This is a genomic window from Pedobacter psychrophilus, from assembly GCF_001652725.1.
Classification (GTDB): Bacteria; Bacteroidota; Bacteroidia; order Sphingobacteriales; family Sphingobacteriaceae; genus Pseudopedobacter; species Pseudopedobacter psychrophilus.
This window is the reverse complement of record NZ_LWHJ01000011.1, coordinates 470,303-488,441: the sequence shown is the minus strand read 5'-3', so window position 1 is coordinate 488,441 and position 18,139 is coordinate 470,303. Positions and strand designations below refer to the sequence as shown.

General features: G+C 33.7%; 16 protein-coding genes. 7 read left to right on the top strand and 9 right to left on the bottom strand.

Annotation, left to right across the window (positions count from 1 at the left end; genetic code table 11):
• Window positions 1–46: 46 nt before the first annotated feature.
• Window positions 47–925 carry a toprim domain-containing protein gene (locus tag A5893_RS02765; RefSeq protein ID WP_068821012.1) on the bottom strand — a complete coding sequence of 293 codons (879 nt, stop codon included), beginning with the start codon at window positions 923–925 and terminating at the stop codon, window positions 47–49.
• Window positions 922–1,068 (bottom strand): hypothetical protein, encoded by a 147-nt coding sequence (locus tag A5893_RS17615; RefSeq protein WP_157687383.1) that lies wholly within the window; start codon window positions 1,066–1,068, stop codon window positions 922–924. Before A5893_RS17615 ends, A5893_RS02765 begins: the two co-directional genes overlap by 4 nt.
• A gap of 76 nt (window positions 1,069–1,144) precedes the next feature.
• Between A5893_RS17615 and A5893_RS02760 the strand changes: the two genes are divergently transcribed.
• Window positions 1,145–1,411: a hypothetical protein gene (locus A5893_RS02760; RefSeq protein WP_198342243.1), complete on the top strand. Its 267-nt coding sequence runs from the start codon at window positions 1,145–1,147 to the stop codon at window positions 1,409–1,411.
• 265 nt (window positions 1,412–1,676) lie between these two features.
• On the opposite strand, the gene A5893_RS02755 is transcribed toward A5893_RS02760, so the two are convergent.
• Window positions 1,677–2,510 (bottom strand): RteC domain-containing protein, encoded by an 834-nt coding sequence (locus A5893_RS02755; protein ID WP_068821010.1) that lies wholly within the window; start codon window positions 2,508–2,510, stop codon window positions 1,677–1,679.
• Between the two features lie 389 nt (window positions 2,511–2,899).
• Between A5893_RS02755 and A5893_RS02750 the strand changes: the two genes are divergently transcribed.
• A complete protein-coding gene (locus A5893_RS02750; protein WP_068821009.1) occupies window positions 2,900–3,970 on the top strand; it encodes a sensor histidine kinase in 1,071 nt (356 codons plus the stop codon).
• A 2-nt stretch (window positions 3,971–3,972) separates the two neighbouring features.
• Window positions 3,973–4,680 (top strand): LytR/AlgR family response regulator transcription factor, encoded by a 708-nt coding sequence (locus A5893_RS02745; RefSeq protein WP_068821008.1) that lies wholly within the window; start codon window positions 3,973–3,975, stop codon window positions 4,678–4,680.
• On the opposite strand, the gene A5893_RS02740 is transcribed toward A5893_RS02745, so the two are convergent.
• The gene (locus tag A5893_RS02740) at window positions 4,675–7,332 is read right to left on the bottom strand and encodes a thiopeptide-type bacteriocin biosynthesis protein (protein ID WP_068821007.1); all 2,658 of its coding nucleotides are present in this window, start codon (window positions 7,330–7,332) and stop codon (window positions 4,675–4,677) included. The two genes, A5893_RS02745 and A5893_RS02740, sit on opposite strands and share 6 nt — an antisense overlap.
• A gap of 145 nt (window positions 7,333–7,477) precedes the next feature.
• On the opposite strand from A5893_RS02740, the gene A5893_RS18270 reads away from it, so the two are divergent.
• Both A5893_RS18270 and A5893_RS02730 read left to right on the top strand, forming a co-directional pair.
• A complete protein-coding gene (locus tag A5893_RS18270) occupies window positions 7,478–7,921 on the top strand; it encodes a MauE/DoxX family redox-associated membrane protein (RefSeq protein ID WP_068821006.1) in 444 nt (147 codons plus the stop codon).
• A 128-nt stretch (window positions 7,922–8,049) separates the two neighbouring features.
• The gene (locus tag A5893_RS02730; RefSeq protein WP_068821005.1) at window positions 8,050–8,355 is read left to right on the top strand and encodes a hypothetical protein; all 306 of its coding nucleotides are present in this window, start codon (window positions 8,050–8,052) and stop codon (window positions 8,353–8,355) included.
• A gap of 56 nt (window positions 8,356–8,411) precedes the next feature.
• Here A5893_RS02730 and A5893_RS02725 read toward each other — a convergent pair whose 3' ends face one another.
• Genes A5893_RS02725 through A5893_RS02715 form a run of 3 tightly spaced genes read right to left on the bottom strand, consistent with a single transcriptional unit; the run spans window position 8,412 to window position 14,484 of the window.
• Window positions 8,412–9,794, bottom strand: a complete 1,383-nt coding sequence (locus A5893_RS02725; RefSeq protein ID WP_198342242.1) for a RagB/SusD family nutrient uptake outer membrane protein — start codon at window positions 9,792–9,794, stop codon at window positions 8,412–8,414.
• Window positions 9,795–9,817: 23 nt separating this feature from the next.
• Window positions 9,818–13,021 (bottom strand): SusC/RagA family TonB-linked outer membrane protein, encoded by a 3,204-nt coding sequence (locus A5893_RS02720; protein ID WP_068821003.1) that lies wholly within the window; start codon window positions 13,019–13,021, stop codon window positions 9,818–9,820.
• Window positions 13,018–14,484: a TlpA family protein disulfide reductase gene (locus tag A5893_RS02715; RefSeq protein WP_068821002.1), complete on the bottom strand. Its 1,467-nt coding sequence runs from the start codon at window positions 14,482–14,484 to the stop codon at window positions 13,018–13,020. Before A5893_RS02715 ends, A5893_RS02720 begins: the two co-directional genes overlap by 4 nt.
• Before the next feature lie 656 nt (window positions 14,485–15,140).
• Here A5893_RS02715 and A5893_RS02705 point away from each other — a divergent pair.
• Both A5893_RS02705 and A5893_RS02700 read left to right on the top strand, forming a co-directional pair.
• Window positions 15,141–15,425, top strand: coding sequence for a hypothetical protein (locus tag A5893_RS02705; protein ID WP_068821000.1), 285 nt, complete (start codon window positions 15,141–15,143; stop codon window positions 15,423–15,425).
• Window positions 15,426–15,836: 411 nt separating this feature from the next.
• Window positions 15,837–16,685, top strand: a complete 849-nt coding sequence (locus tag A5893_RS02700) for a hypothetical protein (RefSeq protein ID WP_068820999.1) — start codon at window positions 15,837–15,839, stop codon at window positions 16,683–16,685.
• On the opposite strand, the gene A5893_RS02695 is transcribed toward A5893_RS02700, so the two are convergent.
• Both A5893_RS02695 and A5893_RS02690 read right to left on the bottom strand, forming a co-directional pair.
• Entirely contained in the window at window positions 16,678–17,454 is a 777-nt protein-coding gene (locus A5893_RS02695) for a DUF2971 domain-containing protein (RefSeq protein ID WP_068820998.1), read from the bottom strand. The two genes, A5893_RS02700 and A5893_RS02695, sit on opposite strands and share 8 nt — an antisense overlap.
• Before the next feature lie 9 nt (window positions 17,455–17,463).
• Entirely contained in the window at window positions 17,464–18,135 is a 672-nt protein-coding gene (locus tag A5893_RS02690; protein WP_068820997.1) for an HNH endonuclease signature motif containing protein, read from the bottom strand.
• Window positions 18,136–18,139: the final 4 nt, after the last annotated feature.

Genomic DNA, 18,139 nt, shown 5'->3' with positions numbered 1-18,139 from the left:
TGCCGTTTGCAGGAACGGGGCAAACTTCCCTGATTTACAAATTCTGTTATAAACTAAGTTTGCTTTTTTTATTCTTTGAGGCCTTGGTCAACATCAACCATTCGTTCAGATCTTTATAGGGTTCATAAAGACCGCTTTTATCCTCATATTTATCATATGATTTTAAAGCTTGCTCGGTTAGTTTTTGACCGGTAGCGTCCCTATCCAAAAACAGGCTTATTCTCTCATAAGTCTCTAAGAATGCTCTTGATTTTTCAAATAACCCTGCACCGTTGAGTACGAGAAAATCGGTATTTATTTGATTGATTTTTTGGAGGCTCAGATAGCTGAGGCAGTCCATGAATCCCTCGAACACCGCGATCTCTTTTGAATTATTGATAAAGGTGCTGACCGCTTTGGGTGAGCTACTGTATTTATAAAATGGATCTCTTATCTCATAACCACCCTGATCGTTTTTAAAGCCAATTGCTACGTAGCTTTTATCCCCGAAAGAATATGCAACTTCGTTGCAGTATTTTTTAGCAACTCTAATATCAATACCTCTGCGTTCCAGGTATTGAATCAGGTTTCTTGAGACCAGAGGTTTTACGGATTCTATTTGGAGTTTACTTTCTGTTTCAGTATGATGGTCATCGATAGTGTTAAGATGCTTTGGAACGGAAAAATCTGATAGATCTAGTTTCTCCAGAAAATCAGGAACTGTACATCCAAAATACTTGATCCCAAAATCGACTAAGCTCCCGCCCTCTCCTATTCCATGGTCGTACCATGCGTTCAACTTTTGGTTCACTTTAAATGATGCGGTGGATTCTTTCCTAAGCGGGGATAGATACCAATGGTTTTTTCCCCTGATTTTTTTGGGGACATGACCAAGTTGCGTTAGGTAATTTACCAAATCCATTTCATTTGCTTGTTCACAGTTCATGTTGCTAATTGTTTTTTTGTTTCAGATAGGTTATCCTGTGATACAAAATTAGGGTTTGGTGAATCTGCAAAACGAACCTCTCCATTTTTTAGAGTGGATAGAGATGATATATCTTTAATTGAGAATGATAGTATCCACTCCATATTTTAGAGCGGATTATTTAAACTGTTTTTCTGAACTTTGTATTCATCTAAAACATACCTTATGAAAAATATAGAAATGACCCAATTGTATGAAACTTTGTTGTGTAGTCCGGGAATGAAAGAAAGTGTTAAAGTTGATCTTCGTATTTCGCGAAAATCAATTTTATTATTGAGCCAGATTATTCAAAAAGGTCTAACTGACTCTGGAGCTCAATCCTCTGAATTTGCAACTATTGCTGGAACAGAAAGCAGTCATGAACTTCAGGAAATGTTGAAGAATTGTTTAGAGAAAGCAAATCTGTTTGAATTAGATGAACGATTAGCCAAGTTGATGAAAAATTAGAACAGGAAAGAACCCGCTGTTTTGAAAACAGCGGGTATTATTTACCAGTTGGTGATCAAATATATTGCCCCTCCAATCATCATTAAAGTTCCCATTCAAAATCCAATGTTTTCTAAAAATCTTGTATACAGCGCAAATTCATAAGATTTGAATATCTCTACCCCTGTGAAGCCCGTCCTACGAAATTTTCTTTTCCTGATCACAAACCTCAAGATGATACCGGTCAGTATTAAAATGATGGAAATTATTTTAATAGTTAAAAGGATTAATAACCTTTGATAAAGTTGATCATCTTTTCCAGGGTTTTGATGACGTTACTCTTATCTGAGTTTTCAGCCAGGTAAGCATTGCTTCGTAGACTATTAGAAGATATATGGTTCTTTTCGGGAGTAGCAATATATGGGGCTAAATCTTTACAGATTTTACTGAAGGATTTGCCAAGGATTAAACGGGCGTCATCTGCTGCCCTGGTAATCAATCCTAACTGGTCAACTGACAAATCTATTAATGTCTTTTGAATAACCTTTTCTAGAGAAGGATTCTCTTGAATTTCTTTAGGATTTAATAAATATAAGAGATGATTTTGCAAATCCTCATATGCTATAAATTTTGCAAATAAAGGATCACATGCGGTGGCGAACTCCTGTTCCGATTCTGGCATCTCAGGAATGGCAATTGCTTCCATATCCGCGTTCCGTAAAAAACAATAATTATCCAATTCCTGGGCACCAGATTTAAAGTAATGATAGAAATAAGCATTCTGTTTAAAGTACCTATTGATGAGTTGGAGTTCGCCTTCAAAGTAATTTTTCAACATCTCTGAAGTTCCCTTAGGTTGGTTCATCTCTAAAAGATGTATTTCAAAAACATATATCCATTTTGCATAGAAGTATGGCTTTACTTTTTTAAAAAAATAAATCTCCTCTTCTTCATTCTTGAATCCTTCGGCTAAAACGTCTATTTTTAATTGCCTTAAACATTTTTTAATGATTTTTAACGAGGTTGATAATTTTTTCCTTGGTGATGAAATCTGCTTTTCAATATTGGCTAATTCAATATTCAGGTTTTTGCTTAAATTTTCAAAGGTCTTATCTATCATAAAATTGCCATTTGGTAATATTCACTTACCCCCTTATATAAAAAGGTATACCCTGCAAGTAAAAAGACGTCAGAATTTATTCATAGGCTGTTTTAATAGAATTAAAAAAAATGGATAGTACAGGTTGTAACACCCAAACTATCCACAAATAAAAAATTAAAAGCCCCCTAGATAAGTGACTGTTGTGCTAATGACCACAGTGGGATCGGTTAGTGGTTTAACATTAGAAACGTTTTGATGTTGATTGTACTGAATTCGCTCCCTTACCTTGATAGTGAAACCTTTTTTTGATTGATTTATCATAATTTTAACTAATTTAGATTTCAATCTATGTCAGCCTCTCGATTAAAAGAAAGTTATTCCATTAGTTTATCTTTTATGTTGACAGAATGCAAATATCTAGTGACCAAATTATTTTCAAAATTCAAAAGCAGCTAAAATTCCATGTGATATTTTGGGCCGCTTTAATTACCTATGAAATACCACTTGCAGGTATTTTATCAGGAAGGTGGGGAAGTATTTGGGATTATATCCTACATTATATATTCTACATTCTTCTTTTCTACTTTCATTCAGAGATTGCGTTAAGAAAATTTAAAAAAGGTTTATACATTAATTTCATTTTAATCTTAATGGAACTTCTATTGAGCTATGCTATTAATTGGCTAATCTATTTTTTATTGATGAGGCTTGGTGTAATCACAATTATTAAAACACCAAGCTCAATCTTATTTATTATGGCCTCAACTTACAGGTTTAGTTTTATTCTATTACTAAGTACTTCCTACTGGTACATGAATAGCAGAATAAAAAAGCTGAGGATAATAACTTTTCAAAAGGAGGAACTACACCAAAAAACTTTAGATAATGAAAGTTTAAAAGCCATCAACCTATCGGAACAGTTGGGTAGGTTAAAATCGATCATCAATCCCCACTTCCTTTTAAACACATTACATATTATTTATCATCAGCTAAGAAAAAGAACACCAAAGGAAGCAGGTCATATCCTGGAACTGGCCGAAATGATGAAATATAACCTATGTCCAGCCAACCAGGAACATAAAATTTATTTAGAAAAAGAATTGGATTATATCAAAAGCTATCTGGCGTTAAGAAGTCTAGAAAAGGAATATGCGTTAAATGTTAGCTTCATTTATATTGAATCTGAGATTGAAGATAAATTAATCGTCCCCATGTTATTACCAACCTTGATAGAGAACATTTTTCAGCATGGCGACTTAAAGGATACAAATAAACCGGCTAAGTTGATGATAAAAATTAATGATCATAAACTCAGAATATACATTTCAAATAAGATCAAAAACAAGATTCATAATGGTAATGGTATAGGAATTGACAATCTTCTAAAAAGACTCTCATTCTTTTATCCAGATAACCATAGCTACAAAAGCTATAGTTACAGATCGAGATTTTACCAAAAGTTTTACCTAAATATATAATTATGATTAGCTGCTACATTATAGATGACGATCCCAGATCTATTGAGATAATTGAAGAGTACTTACAGCCATTAAGTTATATAGAAGTTGTATTTACAAGTGATGATCCCACTAAATTAATAGAGCAGATCCCTGGATTTCCAGAAAAAGCATTAATAATACTAGATATAGGCCTGCCAACTATCAATGGATTAGATCTAGCAGAAATGTTTCCAAGCCATACTGCAGTAGTATTTAGTACCGGGCATACTGAATTTGCTTATAAGGCCTACGATTTAGACGCCATTGATTATTTGGTCAAGCCTTATGACCAAAAACGTTTTTATAAAAGCATTACTAAGGTCACTAAAAAATTCCATGCTCCAGTCCTTCAAAACCAGGAAGAAGATTTCATTTATTTGAATATTAATAAAAACTTAAAGAAGATTTATTATTCAGACATTTATTATTTGGAGTCCATGGAAAACTATATTAATGTTTTTACTTCAGACCAAAAAATTACCATCCATCAAAGTTTAAAATCCATCTTGGCACAATTACCTGACCATCAATTTCTTCAGATTAATCGGTTTTATATCGTAAATATGAAAAAGGTGAAAAATCTTACCCTAAGAAAAATAGAACTGGAAACGGGGAAAGTGTTAAAGTTGTCCCCTTTATATAAAAGTAAAATAAACAATCTTTTCCAGCAATTAAGAACCCAATTATAATTTATATTTAAGAAAAATGATGGCTTTTGGTAATAGATAATAAAGTTGCATCTCTATTTCATTTTGATTTTCCTGAAAACAGCGATTCATCTGCATGTGAAGCATGGATTGAAGATATTGTAGCTTCTCAAGTCCATTCGGTTTTAATTTAATTTTATTGTTCAGAAGGACTGTAAAACTGGATTGATGATCAACAAGAATACTTTTCTTATTTGTCCTGAACCATAAATCCCATTGATTCTTGAAATTTGAATTATTTTTTAAAAAATCAAATAGGGATGGGGTTATCAATTTCAAAAATTCAGTGGAAAAATCCTTTAGGAGAAATATCCATTGAGATAGAATAATGATGATTTTTTGATCGTTATCCAGAAAAATATAATCGTTTAGAAAATCAAAGGAAGAACTACAAAATAGTTCATGAGTAGATTTCATTCCCAAGAACCGATATCTATACATCTCTGATTTGTAATCACACAAGGAGATATTTCTGACGTAAGGCAGCTTACAGATTCCAATCATAAAAAAACTAATCTGATATTGAACATCCCTGGATCTGAACCTTATTCTCAGATGATCTCCACTTTCATCACGATAGCGTATAAAAAACCATTCATCAATTTCTAATTTATTGATTTTGCGGGATACAAAATCCATGATAAATCTATCTTGCTGATCCGTTTGGGTGTAAACATTAAATGTGATCCAATCATTATCGGTAACCAATGCTGGTGATGAAAATTCCTCAAGATTCGTATCCTTAATATTTTTAACCTTTTCGTCAAAACAGAAAGCGATAAGCTCATGGACATACATTTTTCCATCTTCACTCTTAAATTTTGAACCGTATTTATCCCAAGGAAAATCCTCCATCTCAACTTTGGTTAAATATTTTATTTCTTTGAAAAAAAATTCTAACTCTTCCTCATGATTACGGTCAAAAACTAGACCTTGATCAAACCTCCTTAAAAGAAATTTAGTTGGTAATTTTGCCTTATCGGCATAATCTTTAAAGCAACTCAACTTCAATTTAAAATCCTGGGTAGAATTTATCCTCAATAAGACATCTTTGGGTATTATCCATAAAGACAGTTGAATAATAGCATTTTCGATTCTCACTTCAGGATAATAAGATAGATTTGGAAAATAATTTTTTAAATGAAATCCATGTTGGTTTTTATTACCCTCTGACTGTAGATCGCATAATAATCTGAACAAAGGCAATTCATCCCTCTGATAATTATATGCCGAGTTCAAATGCGGTATTACCCGTTTTTTAAGACTTTTAGAAAAAAGCACTAGCTCCTCCCCTTTCATTTTAAGATAAAGGTCGCCCCAGTCCAATTTGTGGGGTAAATCCTGATCGATTGGGCTTATTAAAAGTTGGTGATTTCTCAATGGCATCGTCATACCAACTTTATACATCAATTCTTCTCCGTAATAAATGATGTCAGCATGAATACATCCGGTTTCAAACTCATCTTCTTTTGTTGCTAAAGATTTTGCTAATTCTACTATATTATCGTCATAAATGGTCATCCTTCCAATCAGAGGGATTGCAGAATTTATGACCTGCTTTACATATACCGAATCATTAAAAGCACAGAATAAAACAGACAGACCATTACTTCTCTTTTGATCGCTGGAAACCAACAAGGATTTTATTTCAGAGGGAGCAATTTGCATAAAACTGGCTTTATCAGAATTATGGTTCAACAATTTCTCCATCAGGAAAGCATGTTCCTCAGACCAATTAGAATGCAAGGAAAATTTCTTGTTAGGCAGATAAGCTATTCCAAGGTCAGGGTCAATCGCTTCTAAGATAGGCACTGAACTATACTCGAACCGCTGCTTAAAACCATTTTTGAAATCTTGATAGGAATCTATTGGAGCATCCCTTCTTAAAAAAGTCAAGGCATCAAGTGCAAGATCCAAATCTTTTTTCAGTTTAGTATCTATCTTAAAAGGACTATTATAAATGTTATGGGATAAATGTTGAGTATGATTAAAATCAACGTGTTTAGATTTTTTAATAAAGGATCTATTCACTTTAGAATTGACCAAAAAACCAATATTTATAAGTTCTTCTTCCAATTCAGATATTGACCTATTTGATATGCCTGTTTCTTTTGCAAATTGGCAGGAATCATTTTTGAACCATTTACTTAATTCACTTAAATCAAGTTCTTCCAATTCTTGTATTTTCCAAATATTTTTCCCTTTTGATAAATTACTTTGATAGTAACGGGTCCCCTTTCCAAATGAATAGCTCAACAAATTGGGATAAGAATGGCAACCGGAAAGCTTTTCCTCTACAGCTAGATATATGCTTTGGAAAGCTTCCTCATTAATGATTGTCTCTGATACCGAATCCCATATACCGATGCCCATTCCTGTAAATTTACCGAAAGGAGTACTTCTATTACACATCCTGTTTGCGTACTTCCAGATGCTGAGCTTTAGTTTAGGAGGAAATTCAGCAAAATTAAAATTATATTTTTTGGCGAATTCCATTAATGCTGGACTTGCAATATAGATGGCTTCTTGAAAAGTTTTATTATCCCACAGTTTATTCAAATCCTGCTGAAAATCATCGATACCCAATCGGGCAGTTCTCAAAACTACATGCTCATCAAAAATGCGATTCTTCAAGCTCCTAAGCTAATTGAAGCAGATTATTGGCTAAAAAAACTCATCAATATCTAAAGGCATTTGGTCAATAGTTAGGAGATATTCATCAAATAAAATTCCATAGCCAAATGAATGGAGGTAAATTCAATACATAAAACATGATATAATGAAAATAAGAGGACGTCATATTTATTTGATCAGTCATACATTATTGATCTTAATGTGGACCTATGCTGCACTTGCTAAAATACTAGATTTTGACCTTAACATACAGCAGATGCACAACCAAATATTTCCAATTTGGATGGCGGATCTATTGAGTTATGCTATTCCAATTGTAGAATTGCTGATCGTCATATTATTATTGATGAATAAAACATTATGGCTGGGTTTTGCAGGTTCTGGTTTTTTGCTTACTATTTTCACAATCTATATTATCCTCACAGTTTCCCATTTTTTTTCAAGAATTCCATGCTCTTGCGGAGGCATTATCAGCAGTTTATCATGGACACAACACCTGATCTTCAATAGTTTTTTTCTAATCCTATCGCTCTTTTGTTTATCCCATCAACTTAAACTGGAAAGGAGGCTGCTTGGAAAAGTACCCTGAGCTGATTTTGGAGTGAAAGACTTTCACTCCACACCACATAAATTCATTACTCTTTAAGTCTCCAGGATAGGGTAACGAGGGAAAGCAGAACCCTTTAATATTCTGTTTAATTTTAAAAAATAAACATCATGAAAAAAGTAAATTTATTACGTGTTTTTACCTTGTTATTAGGTTTCACACTTGCATTCGGATTCTCAGCTTTTAAAGCTGTAAAAACTCAAGGTACTGCTATCAGATACGTTTTTGACGGAACCTCATCTTCCCAATCAAAATCAGCAGTAAATTATACCATGCTTGAGGTAAATGACCCTGAGCCTGATTGTTCAGGTTCAGCATTGCCTTGTATTATTGAGGTAGATGGCAATTTACAAACCTGGTTAAATGCGAGGACAGAGTCACAAATTTTGTCCCAAGCATCTGCTACTAAAGATTAGGTAGTGTTTATTCATTGAAGAGGGAGGTAAACTCCCTCTTTATCAATCATCTTTATTTACCTTGGATTTTGCTCAATTGAAGTAATCTTTAATAAGCTTTGTGGAATCTCTAAAGCAAACCTATTGTCATTTGCGGGTAGGGAATAGCTGATTCCATTTACATTTCTAAGTAGATTTATCCCTGCTCCCTCTTTATTTAAACGTTTTACATCCAGCCATCTCAAACCCCTCATCAAAAGTTCTTTTCTTCTTTCCAATAAAACTTTGCTCAATGCTGCTTTTTGGTCTGTCGTTTGAAAATCGACATAGGTTGTTGTCCCATTCACCTTTGAATATCTCGTTTTTAACAAGTCGTTAAGATCCTTTAGACCTGAAGCCAAATCATTAGCCCTAATGGCACATTCTGCCCTTATCAGATATATTTCATCTGTTGCAATACCAGAAAACAAGTTTGCACCGGCTTCATAGCTTCCCTTGAAACGATGGCTGCCGTCTCCATTAGGACGATAAAAGAGTGTCTTTCTCAAATCATTGGTCTCATAACTATTATATAAGTTTAAGGATAATTTGGCCCTCGAATTATTTATTGGTGCTGGTACGGGGATCATACTTTCATATATCACTTCCTTGTTGAATTTAGCAAAGGGATAAGTAGCAGTTTTACTTAAGGTATTGAAATCTAGTAATACATTATTTAATTGCAGACAAGAATCGGCATATAATCTTGCTTTGTCATAAATCCTCATACTCAGATATAATCTAGCAGTTAAACCATAGGCAGCAGCTTTATTCGGCCTAATTGGGCTTACTACTGCTGAAGGTAATAATGAAATAGAAGATTGTAAATCATTTAAGATCTGCTGATAGCTTTCCATTAAGCTGGACCTTTTGCTCTTTTCATTAAAATCATCATTGAGTCTGAGAACGATTCCTAAATCAGAATTAGCTGTCTTATCATCATAAGCTTTCCCCCACAAACCTACGATTTGATAAAAACTTCTTGCCCTTACAAAAAGAGCCTGGCCTTTTATATCGTTATAGTTTATACTATTTTTTAGATTTTCGTTGTTTTCCTCTAATGCTTGTAGAATGGTGTTGGCTACGTATACTGGTCTATAAGTTTGGGACCAGTCATTGGTAGTTTCATTGAAAAGACCCTCTTTTTCCCAAATATGCATTCGTTTAAAATAATCCTGAGACAAAGCATTGTAGTCTATATCCGTTAAATAATAATCATCCGAACTTATTTCCCCAGAGCCAGGGTCGCTATTATTGATTACTGGATAATTATCCAAAAGTGCTTGATAATCTTTCAACTGAGTGGGTATCACCAATTTTTTATCTGGCTTGGCATCTAAAAAATCTTTGCAGCCCAAGAAGCCCATTATGATCATCGCTGCAGTATAAAAGCAAATTCTATTTCTTAAGTTATTTTTCATTTCTGTTTTTTTAAGTATCATAATTAAAAGCCCGCTCTTAAACCAAATGCAATGGTCTTTGCCGGAGGAATGGTTGACCTACTATATTCATAATCCGGGTCAATACCCGATTTATTCGCCCGCCATAATAGACCTAATTGATTGACATTTACATAAACTTGCAGGTTAGAAAGTTTCCATTTATTTAAAACCGTTTTAGGAACATTATAGGTCGCGGTAATATATTGTAGACGGATATGGTCTCCTTTTTCAGTAAGCGATTCTGACCCTTCATAAAAAGCATCCCTTAAAGAGTTTGCAGGATATACCAAGGAAGGAACAGTTGTCGAATTTTCATCTCCTGCTTTTTGCCATCTTTTGCTATAATCAGGATTACCCAGCCCTCTATCAAATAAGCTGGTATAGGAAATACTTTCCCTTTTAAAATAATAACCGAATTTATAGGCCAATCTAGCTGTAAGGGAAAAGTTTTGAAAGCTAAAGGTATTCCCTAAAGAACCAAAAAATGTTGGTAGGGCACTACCTTCATAAACGAGGTCTTCCAGTTTAGCATTCTGATATAGGGCATTATAATCCTTGCTGATCTCACCATTCAAAAAACCTCTTGGGTCTCCGGTCAGTGGGTCTAGTCCTGCTGATCTAAAAGAATAAATACTATAAACCGGCTTACCAACTATCCCAGATATTAATGCCTGGGGAGAGGTAAATGATGCGCCATTTAAAGATTCCAGATAATAATCTGTTACCTTATCTTTATAGGTGCTGTAATTAGCCTGGCTTTCCCATTTAAACTTTTTATCGATTATTTTTGCATTCAAGGTTAGGTCAATCCCATTACCTTTCATACTTGCAACATTCTTTACTACGGTAAAGCCTATCCCACTGGTGTAATCAATTGGAGATAGCCCAAATAAATTATCCCCTACCTTTCTGAAGTATTCCAAGCTTCCGCTCAATCTGTTGCCCTTGGTGCTGAAATCAATCCCAATGTTCCATATCTTTGCGGTTTCCCATCTTAACTCTGGATTGGCATATTGGTCAAAGAAACCTCTTGGCGTACCAGTATAAGGGGAGTTACTCCCAAAGCTAATGGTGGTGACAGCGGCCTGTCCTAAATCTACATTTCCACTTAGTCCATAAGAACTTCGCAACTTTAAATAAGGTAATGCCTTCCAATCATAAAATGCCTCATTAGATATATTCCATCCTAAACCGACTGATCCAAGTGGGTTCCATTTATCATTAGTCTTTACCCCGAAAAGGTTGGATGCATCCCTCCTGCCACTAATAGACAAAGTATAGCGTTGGTCATAAGTATAGGAAGCATTGGTAAACAAAGAAACAAATCTATTTTCGCGTTGGCTTAAGCCCACATTATCTTCTATAAATGCTGCTCCACCACCAATTAATGTAGGATAAGTTTTGGTATAGTCTACTTCTCCAAAGGTCAATAAATCATCATTATAACCATATAATCTATTTGAAGATGAACTGCTTACCGTTTTTCTAACTTCTGTTCCAATCAGGGCAACTACCTCATTTTTACCCCATATTTGTTGATAATTCAGTTGCGCCCTACCCTGAATGGATTCTATTAATGCCTGTTGTTCATTCCTTATTCCTCCCCTTGGGACGATATAGGTAAACTGTCCGTTTGTGCCTAATTGTGTAAATTGATTGATCAATGACCTGGCTCCATAACTTTCTTCTTGTTGTATATTTAAACCATTTGTATTTTGTCGTTGATATTGATATTTCAGGTCTGCAGATAAACCCTTAAAAATATGATACCTCAATCCAACATTTGCGGTAACATCCTGAAGTTTGGATTGGTTATGAATCAAGTTTTGATCCTCTAATGGCACATAATCCCAATTATATAATGCGGGGTTGTTTAGTGTATTTAAAAAACTTTGTCTAAAGCTTTTCACTATGGGCAGATAATTCCCATTTTCATCTGCTAGTTTTGTATAAGGATAAATGATACTCCCATCATTGGTTATACCGGCATAATCCAATTTTCCATTACTATTATTGGTTTGGGTATAGTTTAAGCCCAATTCTATTTCTAATGCAGTAATTGGTTTTATACTTTGCCTGTAGCGCAAATTATAGCGTTCAAAATTAGCGTCCGTATTTCCTTTGTTATGGTCATACCCTCCAGAAAGAAACCAAGCACTTTTAGTTTGTCCGCCCTTTAAGCTTAGGGCATATTGCTGGTTTAACCCTTGCTGATAATTATATTGCCTTAGGTCGTTCCTCACGTCTTGAGTTCCTAGTACAGACAATTGTTTATTCAAGTCATCATCACTTAACTGCCCATTGCTGTTTTTTAGTAAAAGTTCTACTACAGGTGATACTACCGGCCTACTCAAAGAATTGACGGTATTTTCATAATATCCCTTTTCGTATAGAAATCGCTCAACAGCTATATAATCTGCACTATTCATCTGCGATAACAAATCAAGGTTGGGCATCCCCGTTAGAGTAGAGTTTATATTCAAATCTACCTGTACCTTTTGTTGATAGTTCCCTTTTTTTGTGGTGATGACAATCACCCCATTACCAGCCCTTGTTCCCCAAATAGAAGCTGCTGCGGCATCTTTTAATAAAGTAATGCTCTCCACATCATTTGGGTTGATGTTATTGATATCACCCTCATAAGGAAAATTATCGACCACGATTAAAGGATCTCTGGGTCCCCTTATGGTACTTAATCCCCTGATACTGATTTTACCACCTTCATCCGTAGTGCGGTCTACCGTTAATCCACTACTGATACTTTCTAAACGATCCAATATATTGGTACCCACCTGCTCGTTCAACCGACTTTTACTAATCTGGGTAAATGAACCCGTTGAACGCTCCTTTGGGGTTTGTTCGTATCCGGTAGAAACCACCACCTCTTGTAAGGCATATTGATCTCTTTGAAGTTCTATCCTTAAATCATTTAAGCTAGACCGGTTATTCAAAGGTATATCAATAGGTAAGTAACCTGTATAAGTTATCAGTAAGGTATCTGGCGAAACAAAACCAGCCAGTGTGAATGTCCCATCTGCGGAACTGTTGGTGCCATTCCCGTTTCTCTTTAATTTTATGGTTGCCCCTGCTAACGGAATTTGATCCTCTGAAGAAAAAATTGTTCCCCTTATCTGGTCTTGCGCCAGAACAGGCTTGTAACCGATAAATACGATTAAGAATAATAAAGTATATATATATTTCATCATTTGATAGGTTTTAAGGTTAAATAAAGACTAGAGATTTTCCTTTGGACGGTAACTAAATCCAATCCCTGTTTTTGCAAGACGGCTATTAATTCCTGTAAGTTATTGGGGTCGCTTGGAAATGATAAATCCACATTTCCTAAGTATCCTGTTTCATCCAAAATTGGATATTCAATAAATTTTTTGGTGCTTACCCTATTGATAAAATAAGACATAGGTGAATTGATCAGCTCAGGCTTTTCTGTATCAAATAATGTGTTGATAGCCTCTCCTCCTTTAGTTTTAAAACTACCCGTTCCCCTTTTCACCAAAGTGTAGCATGTCCTGACGCTGTCTTTTAATACTAGGGAGTATGGGCTGCTGGTATTGATAACCTGGAGCATATTGGGATATAATGATATTGCATCGGTTGCCGGAACGATGACTTCAAGGCTGTAGAAATTCTTACGGTTCCATGCTTCCAGTATAGCATCATCTACTGGTCTCAATAGCTCCTTTTCAGAACCTTCTATTTTAAGATGCTGAGGAGTGAAATTAGGAATGAGCTCTTGCCCGATAATGTAGCATATATCTATTAATGTTTGGTTATAAAGGCTTCTCCCAATTATAACATCCCCTTGTTTTCTATACCTGCTTCCTCCACCTAAACCATCTATTTTGCCTTTTAATAAAATCCCATAATAGGTCAGGTTATCCTTTGGTAAAATATCATCGCTAAACAAAGGCTTGGTTTTATCAATATAAAGTTTGGTAAATACGTTCAATTCTTTATTTGATAGGTAGTTTTTTATCTGGATGGCATTCACCTGACTGGCCTCCGTAATGGCTAAGACCTTACCATCAGCAATCCAAACCTGATGGGGAATGCTATTGTGAGGAAAGTAATCACGTAGGATACTATCCTCGATGATAGAGCTGAGCTGAAAACTTTTACCGGTCGTTAAATTCCCTTTCTTTAAAAACCTGGCTGCTTTCTCAGGGCTATCCCTTGCGCTCCTTTCATTCACGAGCAGGATGGATAAAGAATCCCCGAATTGGGTTTTTAACCGCTCTAAATCGGGAAACTTCTTGATACAGCTGCTGCACCAAGTTGCCCAAAAATCCAGGATGAGTAGTTTACCTTTTATGTCTTTTAAGCGAACGGTTTCATTTCCGTTAGGATTGTTTATGATATTAAAAGTGTGCTCCAAAACCGATGCAGGGATTTTATCCCCAATCTGTAAAGGCGTAACTTGGGCATTACCCTGCTGTACCAAAACAAAAGAAATCAGTAATACGGAAAGCAACCAAAATCTTTTTGAAACACTAAATTTTAAGAATCGATCTGTCCATTGGCCACTTTCTAATGTTTTTTCTTGAGTTATTTTTCTTCTCCTTAATAGGCGATGTTGCACCTGCTTGCGATATTGTTGCCTTTCCTGATAGATTTCCCATAAGCGGGTAAGAATAGGTATGTTGAATTTCATGTTGTACTGTTTAGGATTAATTTATAGAAGTATAGTGTTTTCGCTTCTCCTACAAACTTTAATTCTTCCATCCGATACCCAAAAAAATGGGCATAACAATCCCATTAAAAGCGAGAGATTCTTTTTTTAAGGATGAGAAAGAAATTAAAAGGAATAAAAGAAAGGGAGCAGCATTCACACTATTTAACTAAAAATAAACCGCTCCCCATCCGAGAGGTTATTCTGGTGCGCAGATTTTTAAAGAAAATAATTGTTTTTGCCCATTGCACCAATGGTACATCCATTTTAAAATGGATAAGGAACTTTTTTGATTTTGGTTAATGTTTTTCATTGCTCGTACAGATTTACGAGTCACAATGACATTTGTAGGAACACTATAGCGGGCTCCAAAATATCGGACTGCAGGCTTCTGACGACCATCGGAACGATAACAATAGGAAGCCCATAATGCCATACAAAAGTATGCAAAATTCTATTATGGGCATTAAACCTATCGTCTCTCCGATTTAGCAATTGTCAGAATTTGCAGTCGAGACTCTTGTATTTAATACCTAAAATCAAATATAATATTTATAAATGATAAATTATAGTTTATTAATAATAAATAATAAAGGTAATTAAGTAGTTAATTATTGAGCTTTAAGAAAAGCATTTTGATGGCTAACTGGACATATAAATTTAATGAAGATATTCGTGATGGTGATTTTCTAGCTATAAAATCTTTGTTTGAAGCTGGTCATGTAAGAAAGATGGCTCTATTAAAGGAACAGTCACCAACTAAAATCGCAAAACTCCTTGGTCTACAGTACAACAGCTATTTAGATAAATTAGATAATCCTGAGAAATTTACAGTTAAACATATTTTTAAGATAGCATTGGTATGTCAAATAGATCCTTGTTTGATCTTCGACATTATTCAAATTGAAGTACAAAATAAATAGCAGCATACTACCTGCTGAAATTATATGAGCTTTGTAATTGAAATCAAAACATTGTAAGGGAAAAATACCAATTTTTATCTAAGATATATTTATTACATCCGTTTTATTGGTTTTGCAACAATTGGTGTAATATTCTTTTTATAAATTGATTTTATTTTTTGGACGGAGTTGTAAGTTACTAGAATGCCGGCGAGTATGAGGAAGATGTAGATGAGTTGTATTGATTTCATAAAATAAAATATCAATTTACTCATAGAAAAATATATGTGAATGAGATTAAAAGGCTTGTAAGTAGAAATTCAACATTATCCCTAAGTGGCAATTCATTTAAATCTTCATGAAAATACTTATAAGATTTGAATTTTGTTTTTATTTTAGAATTCTTCTTAAAGTTTAATTAAATATCAAAAAATGTATTATTATTATCTTGAAACAAATGCTTTATACAATATTAAGAATATATCTGTAGATACAATAAAAAATTGCTACACTTCAGTACTATCCATTATTGAACTTGTATCTGGGATAAAGGATGATTCATCCTATAGAAAAAGAAAAGCTATTTTAAATTTAGTTTTTGAAAGCAAGATTACTATTGATTTTGCTATGCCAGATGAAATCATATTTAATAGTTTTGACATATTTACTGATTATGAATTTATTGAGGAAAGAATTGACCTATTGTTAGTGTTAGTTAAGTCTTTAATTGAATCTGAAAGCTACGATTATTATATTAAATCAGATCAATATAATCATAGGCTAGGCCATGAATACTTTAAGAATATTGATAATGAAATGTCCAAAAGGTTTATTTTTTCATCTAATTTGGGAGCAAAAGCAATGAGGCAAACTATATCAATAGACTCTTATAATAATGCTGTTATTATCGATAATAAGGAGTTCAACTTAAATTCAACTAAAAAATTGGGGGATTTTTTTGATCAATTTCCTGAGCTTAACTCATCAATGACAATAAATGCTTTATCTAAAATGATTTTAAATTTCAGTAAAATAGAAGATTTTTCTCTTGAAGATGTCTATAATTCTTATAATGGGTTAGTTAAAACTTATGTTTCCTTTTTTTCAAAATATTGTATTACTCTAATTGTCAATGGAGGAAGCCCTGCAAAAAATGACTTTGTTGACCTTACGCATTTGATCTACATGAAGAACAATCTTGATACGATAATAATTAGTGACGATAACTTATTTAAAAAACTGATGGGAGATAAATCAAAATCAATTTCGGAACTTAAATAATTTTCCTTTTCAATCCTAAAAGATTTGGGTCTAATTCCATTTTGCTAAATCTAATATTTTTATATCCCATTCTATAAATATTTTCAACTGATTTTTTAATCTCGCTCTCTTTCACATTACATCCAAATATTACTTCTTTGATTGATTCTTTTGAGAATGGTATAATAGCATTTCCAGTTTTCGTTATTGCTCTAATTTCCTTTTCATAATTCCATCTAGCTGCTTTTGTAGTTACTAGATAATAAAACACATAAGGTGTATTTGCATTCCCGTCAATTTCTTGAATTTCTGAAATGTAATTAACCGGATATATTATATAATCTTTCTTCATTATATCTAATTCAAATTTAATACAAACCCCCTTATGCTTATCTGCATAATGAGACCACATCAAAACTTCGTCTGGTATTTCAGAAAAACAACTTACTCTAAAATCTCTTTTCTTAATTTTTAGTGCATCAGTATAGGTTTCTGTTTTACCTAATTTTTTAATTTGCTTTCTTCTATATCTTCTGGGAATATTATGTTTCAGGCATGCTTCATCAAAAAAAATCCTTTCAGAATCCTTATCAATTTTAATCTTTATAAGGTGCTCACTACAATCAAATGGGTCATTGAAATCTACGGGATCAGAAAATTTTAAGGTATTTTCTTTAAGAATATAATCAAGTGCATCAGAAAGATTTACGTATTTATACAAGTACTGGATCCTTAAAACCTTTTCTAAGCCTTTGGAACCTAAATCTTTAAATTCAACATTAGTTAACATGAACTCCAATTAGTAAACATCTTCAAAACTAGAATAGTTTTTTATCCCTTTTCCTTGATTAATCCTACCTAATCTTGTGTTATCAATTCTCTTCTTTAAGTAATTGGATAATATTTCAATTTGAGAGAGTGGTATTTGATATGCGCTGGCTCTAAATTCTTTAATTATAGAACTGTAGATGGCTTTATAATTCATTTTTTCTTTTCCAACTTCATTAAGTTTAAATTCATTGTATCTTTTTATCAGATAACTAATGTAGTTCTTAGACTCAGCAATCTTTCCTATTGAACCGTCAGCATATTCCATTTTTGGTTTGGTTTTACCCTTGTATATAATAGTGTTAGCTGATAGCGAATTAGCAATTGTAGAGTTGGAAACATCTCCTCCAATTATTAATTTATTAATTGATTGGATTTTATTGGAGTTTTGATTTCTAATTGCCAAATATCTTTTAGCGGCTAATACGTCATTATATGTTAAGTCCCCTTTCGTGATTTTAGAATGGCATAGCGGACACAACATTAATAAATTTTCAATATTATTTTCTGACGGATTTTCATTAATATGATGAATTTCAAAATGGTCGACATTATCATCCGAACAAAAGGGACATAAAGAATTAATCTCTTTTTGAAGAATTGTTTTCAGTTTATAAGCAACAGGTTTTCTTGTTTTTGACATCTTG

What these genes read in the sequence shown, in the direction of transcription:
- A5893_RS02765 (WP_068821012.1), bottom strand. Translation starts at nt 925, where the DNA reads ATGAACTGTGAACAAGCAAATGAAATGGATTTGGTAAATTACCTAACG.
- A5893_RS17615 (WP_157687383.1), bottom strand. Translation starts at nt 1,068, where the DNA reads ATGGAGTGGATACTATCATTCTCAATTAAAGATATATCATCTCTATCC.
- A5893_RS02760 (WP_198342243.1), top strand. Translation starts at nt 1,145, where the DNA reads ATGACCCAATTGTATGAAACTTTGTTGTGTAGTCCGGGAATGAAAGAA.
- A5893_RS02755 (WP_068821010.1), bottom strand. Translation starts at nt 2,510, where the DNA reads ATGATAGATAAGACCTTTGAAAATTTAAGCAAAAACCTGAATATTGAA.
- A5893_RS02750 (WP_068821009.1), top strand. Translation starts at nt 2,900, where the DNA reads ATGCAAATATCTAGTGACCAAATTATTTTCAAAATTCAAAAGCAGCTA.
- A5893_RS02745 (WP_068821008.1), top strand. Translation starts at nt 3,973, where the DNA reads ATGATTAGCTGCTACATTATAGATGACGATCCCAGATCTATTGAGATA.
- A5893_RS18270 (WP_068821006.1), top strand. Translation starts at nt 7,478, where the DNA reads ATGAAAATAAGAGGACGTCATATTTATTTGATCAGTCATACATTATTG.
- A5893_RS02730 (WP_068821005.1), top strand. Translation starts at nt 8,050, where the DNA reads ATGAAAAAAGTAAATTTATTACGTGTTTTTACCTTGTTATTAGGTTTC.
- A5893_RS02725 (WP_198342242.1), bottom strand. Translation starts at nt 9,794, where the DNA reads ATGAAAAATAACTTAAGAAATAGAATTTGCTTTTATACTGCAGCGATG.
- A5893_RS02720 (WP_068821003.1), bottom strand. Translation starts at nt 13,021, where the DNA reads ATGATGAAATATATATATACTTTATTATTCTTAATCGTATTTATCGGT.
- A5893_RS02715 (WP_068821002.1), bottom strand. Translation starts at nt 14,484, where the DNA reads ATGAAATTCAACATACCTATTCTTACCCGCTTATGGGAAATCTATCAG.
- A5893_RS02705 (WP_068821000.1), top strand. Translation starts at nt 15,141, where the DNA reads ATGGCTAACTGGACATATAAATTTAATGAAGATATTCGTGATGGTGAT.
- A5893_RS02700 (WP_068820999.1), top strand. Translation starts at nt 15,837, where the DNA reads ATGTATTATTATTATCTTGAAACAAATGCTTTATACAATATTAAGAAT.
- A5893_RS02695 (WP_068820998.1), bottom strand. Translation starts at nt 17,454, where the DNA reads ATGTTAACTAATGTTGAATTTAAAGATTTAGGTTCCAAAGGCTTAGAA.
- A5893_RS02690 (WP_068820997.1), bottom strand. Translation starts at nt 18,135, where the DNA reads ATGTCAAAAACAAGAAAACCTGTTGCTTATAAACTGAAAACAATTCTT.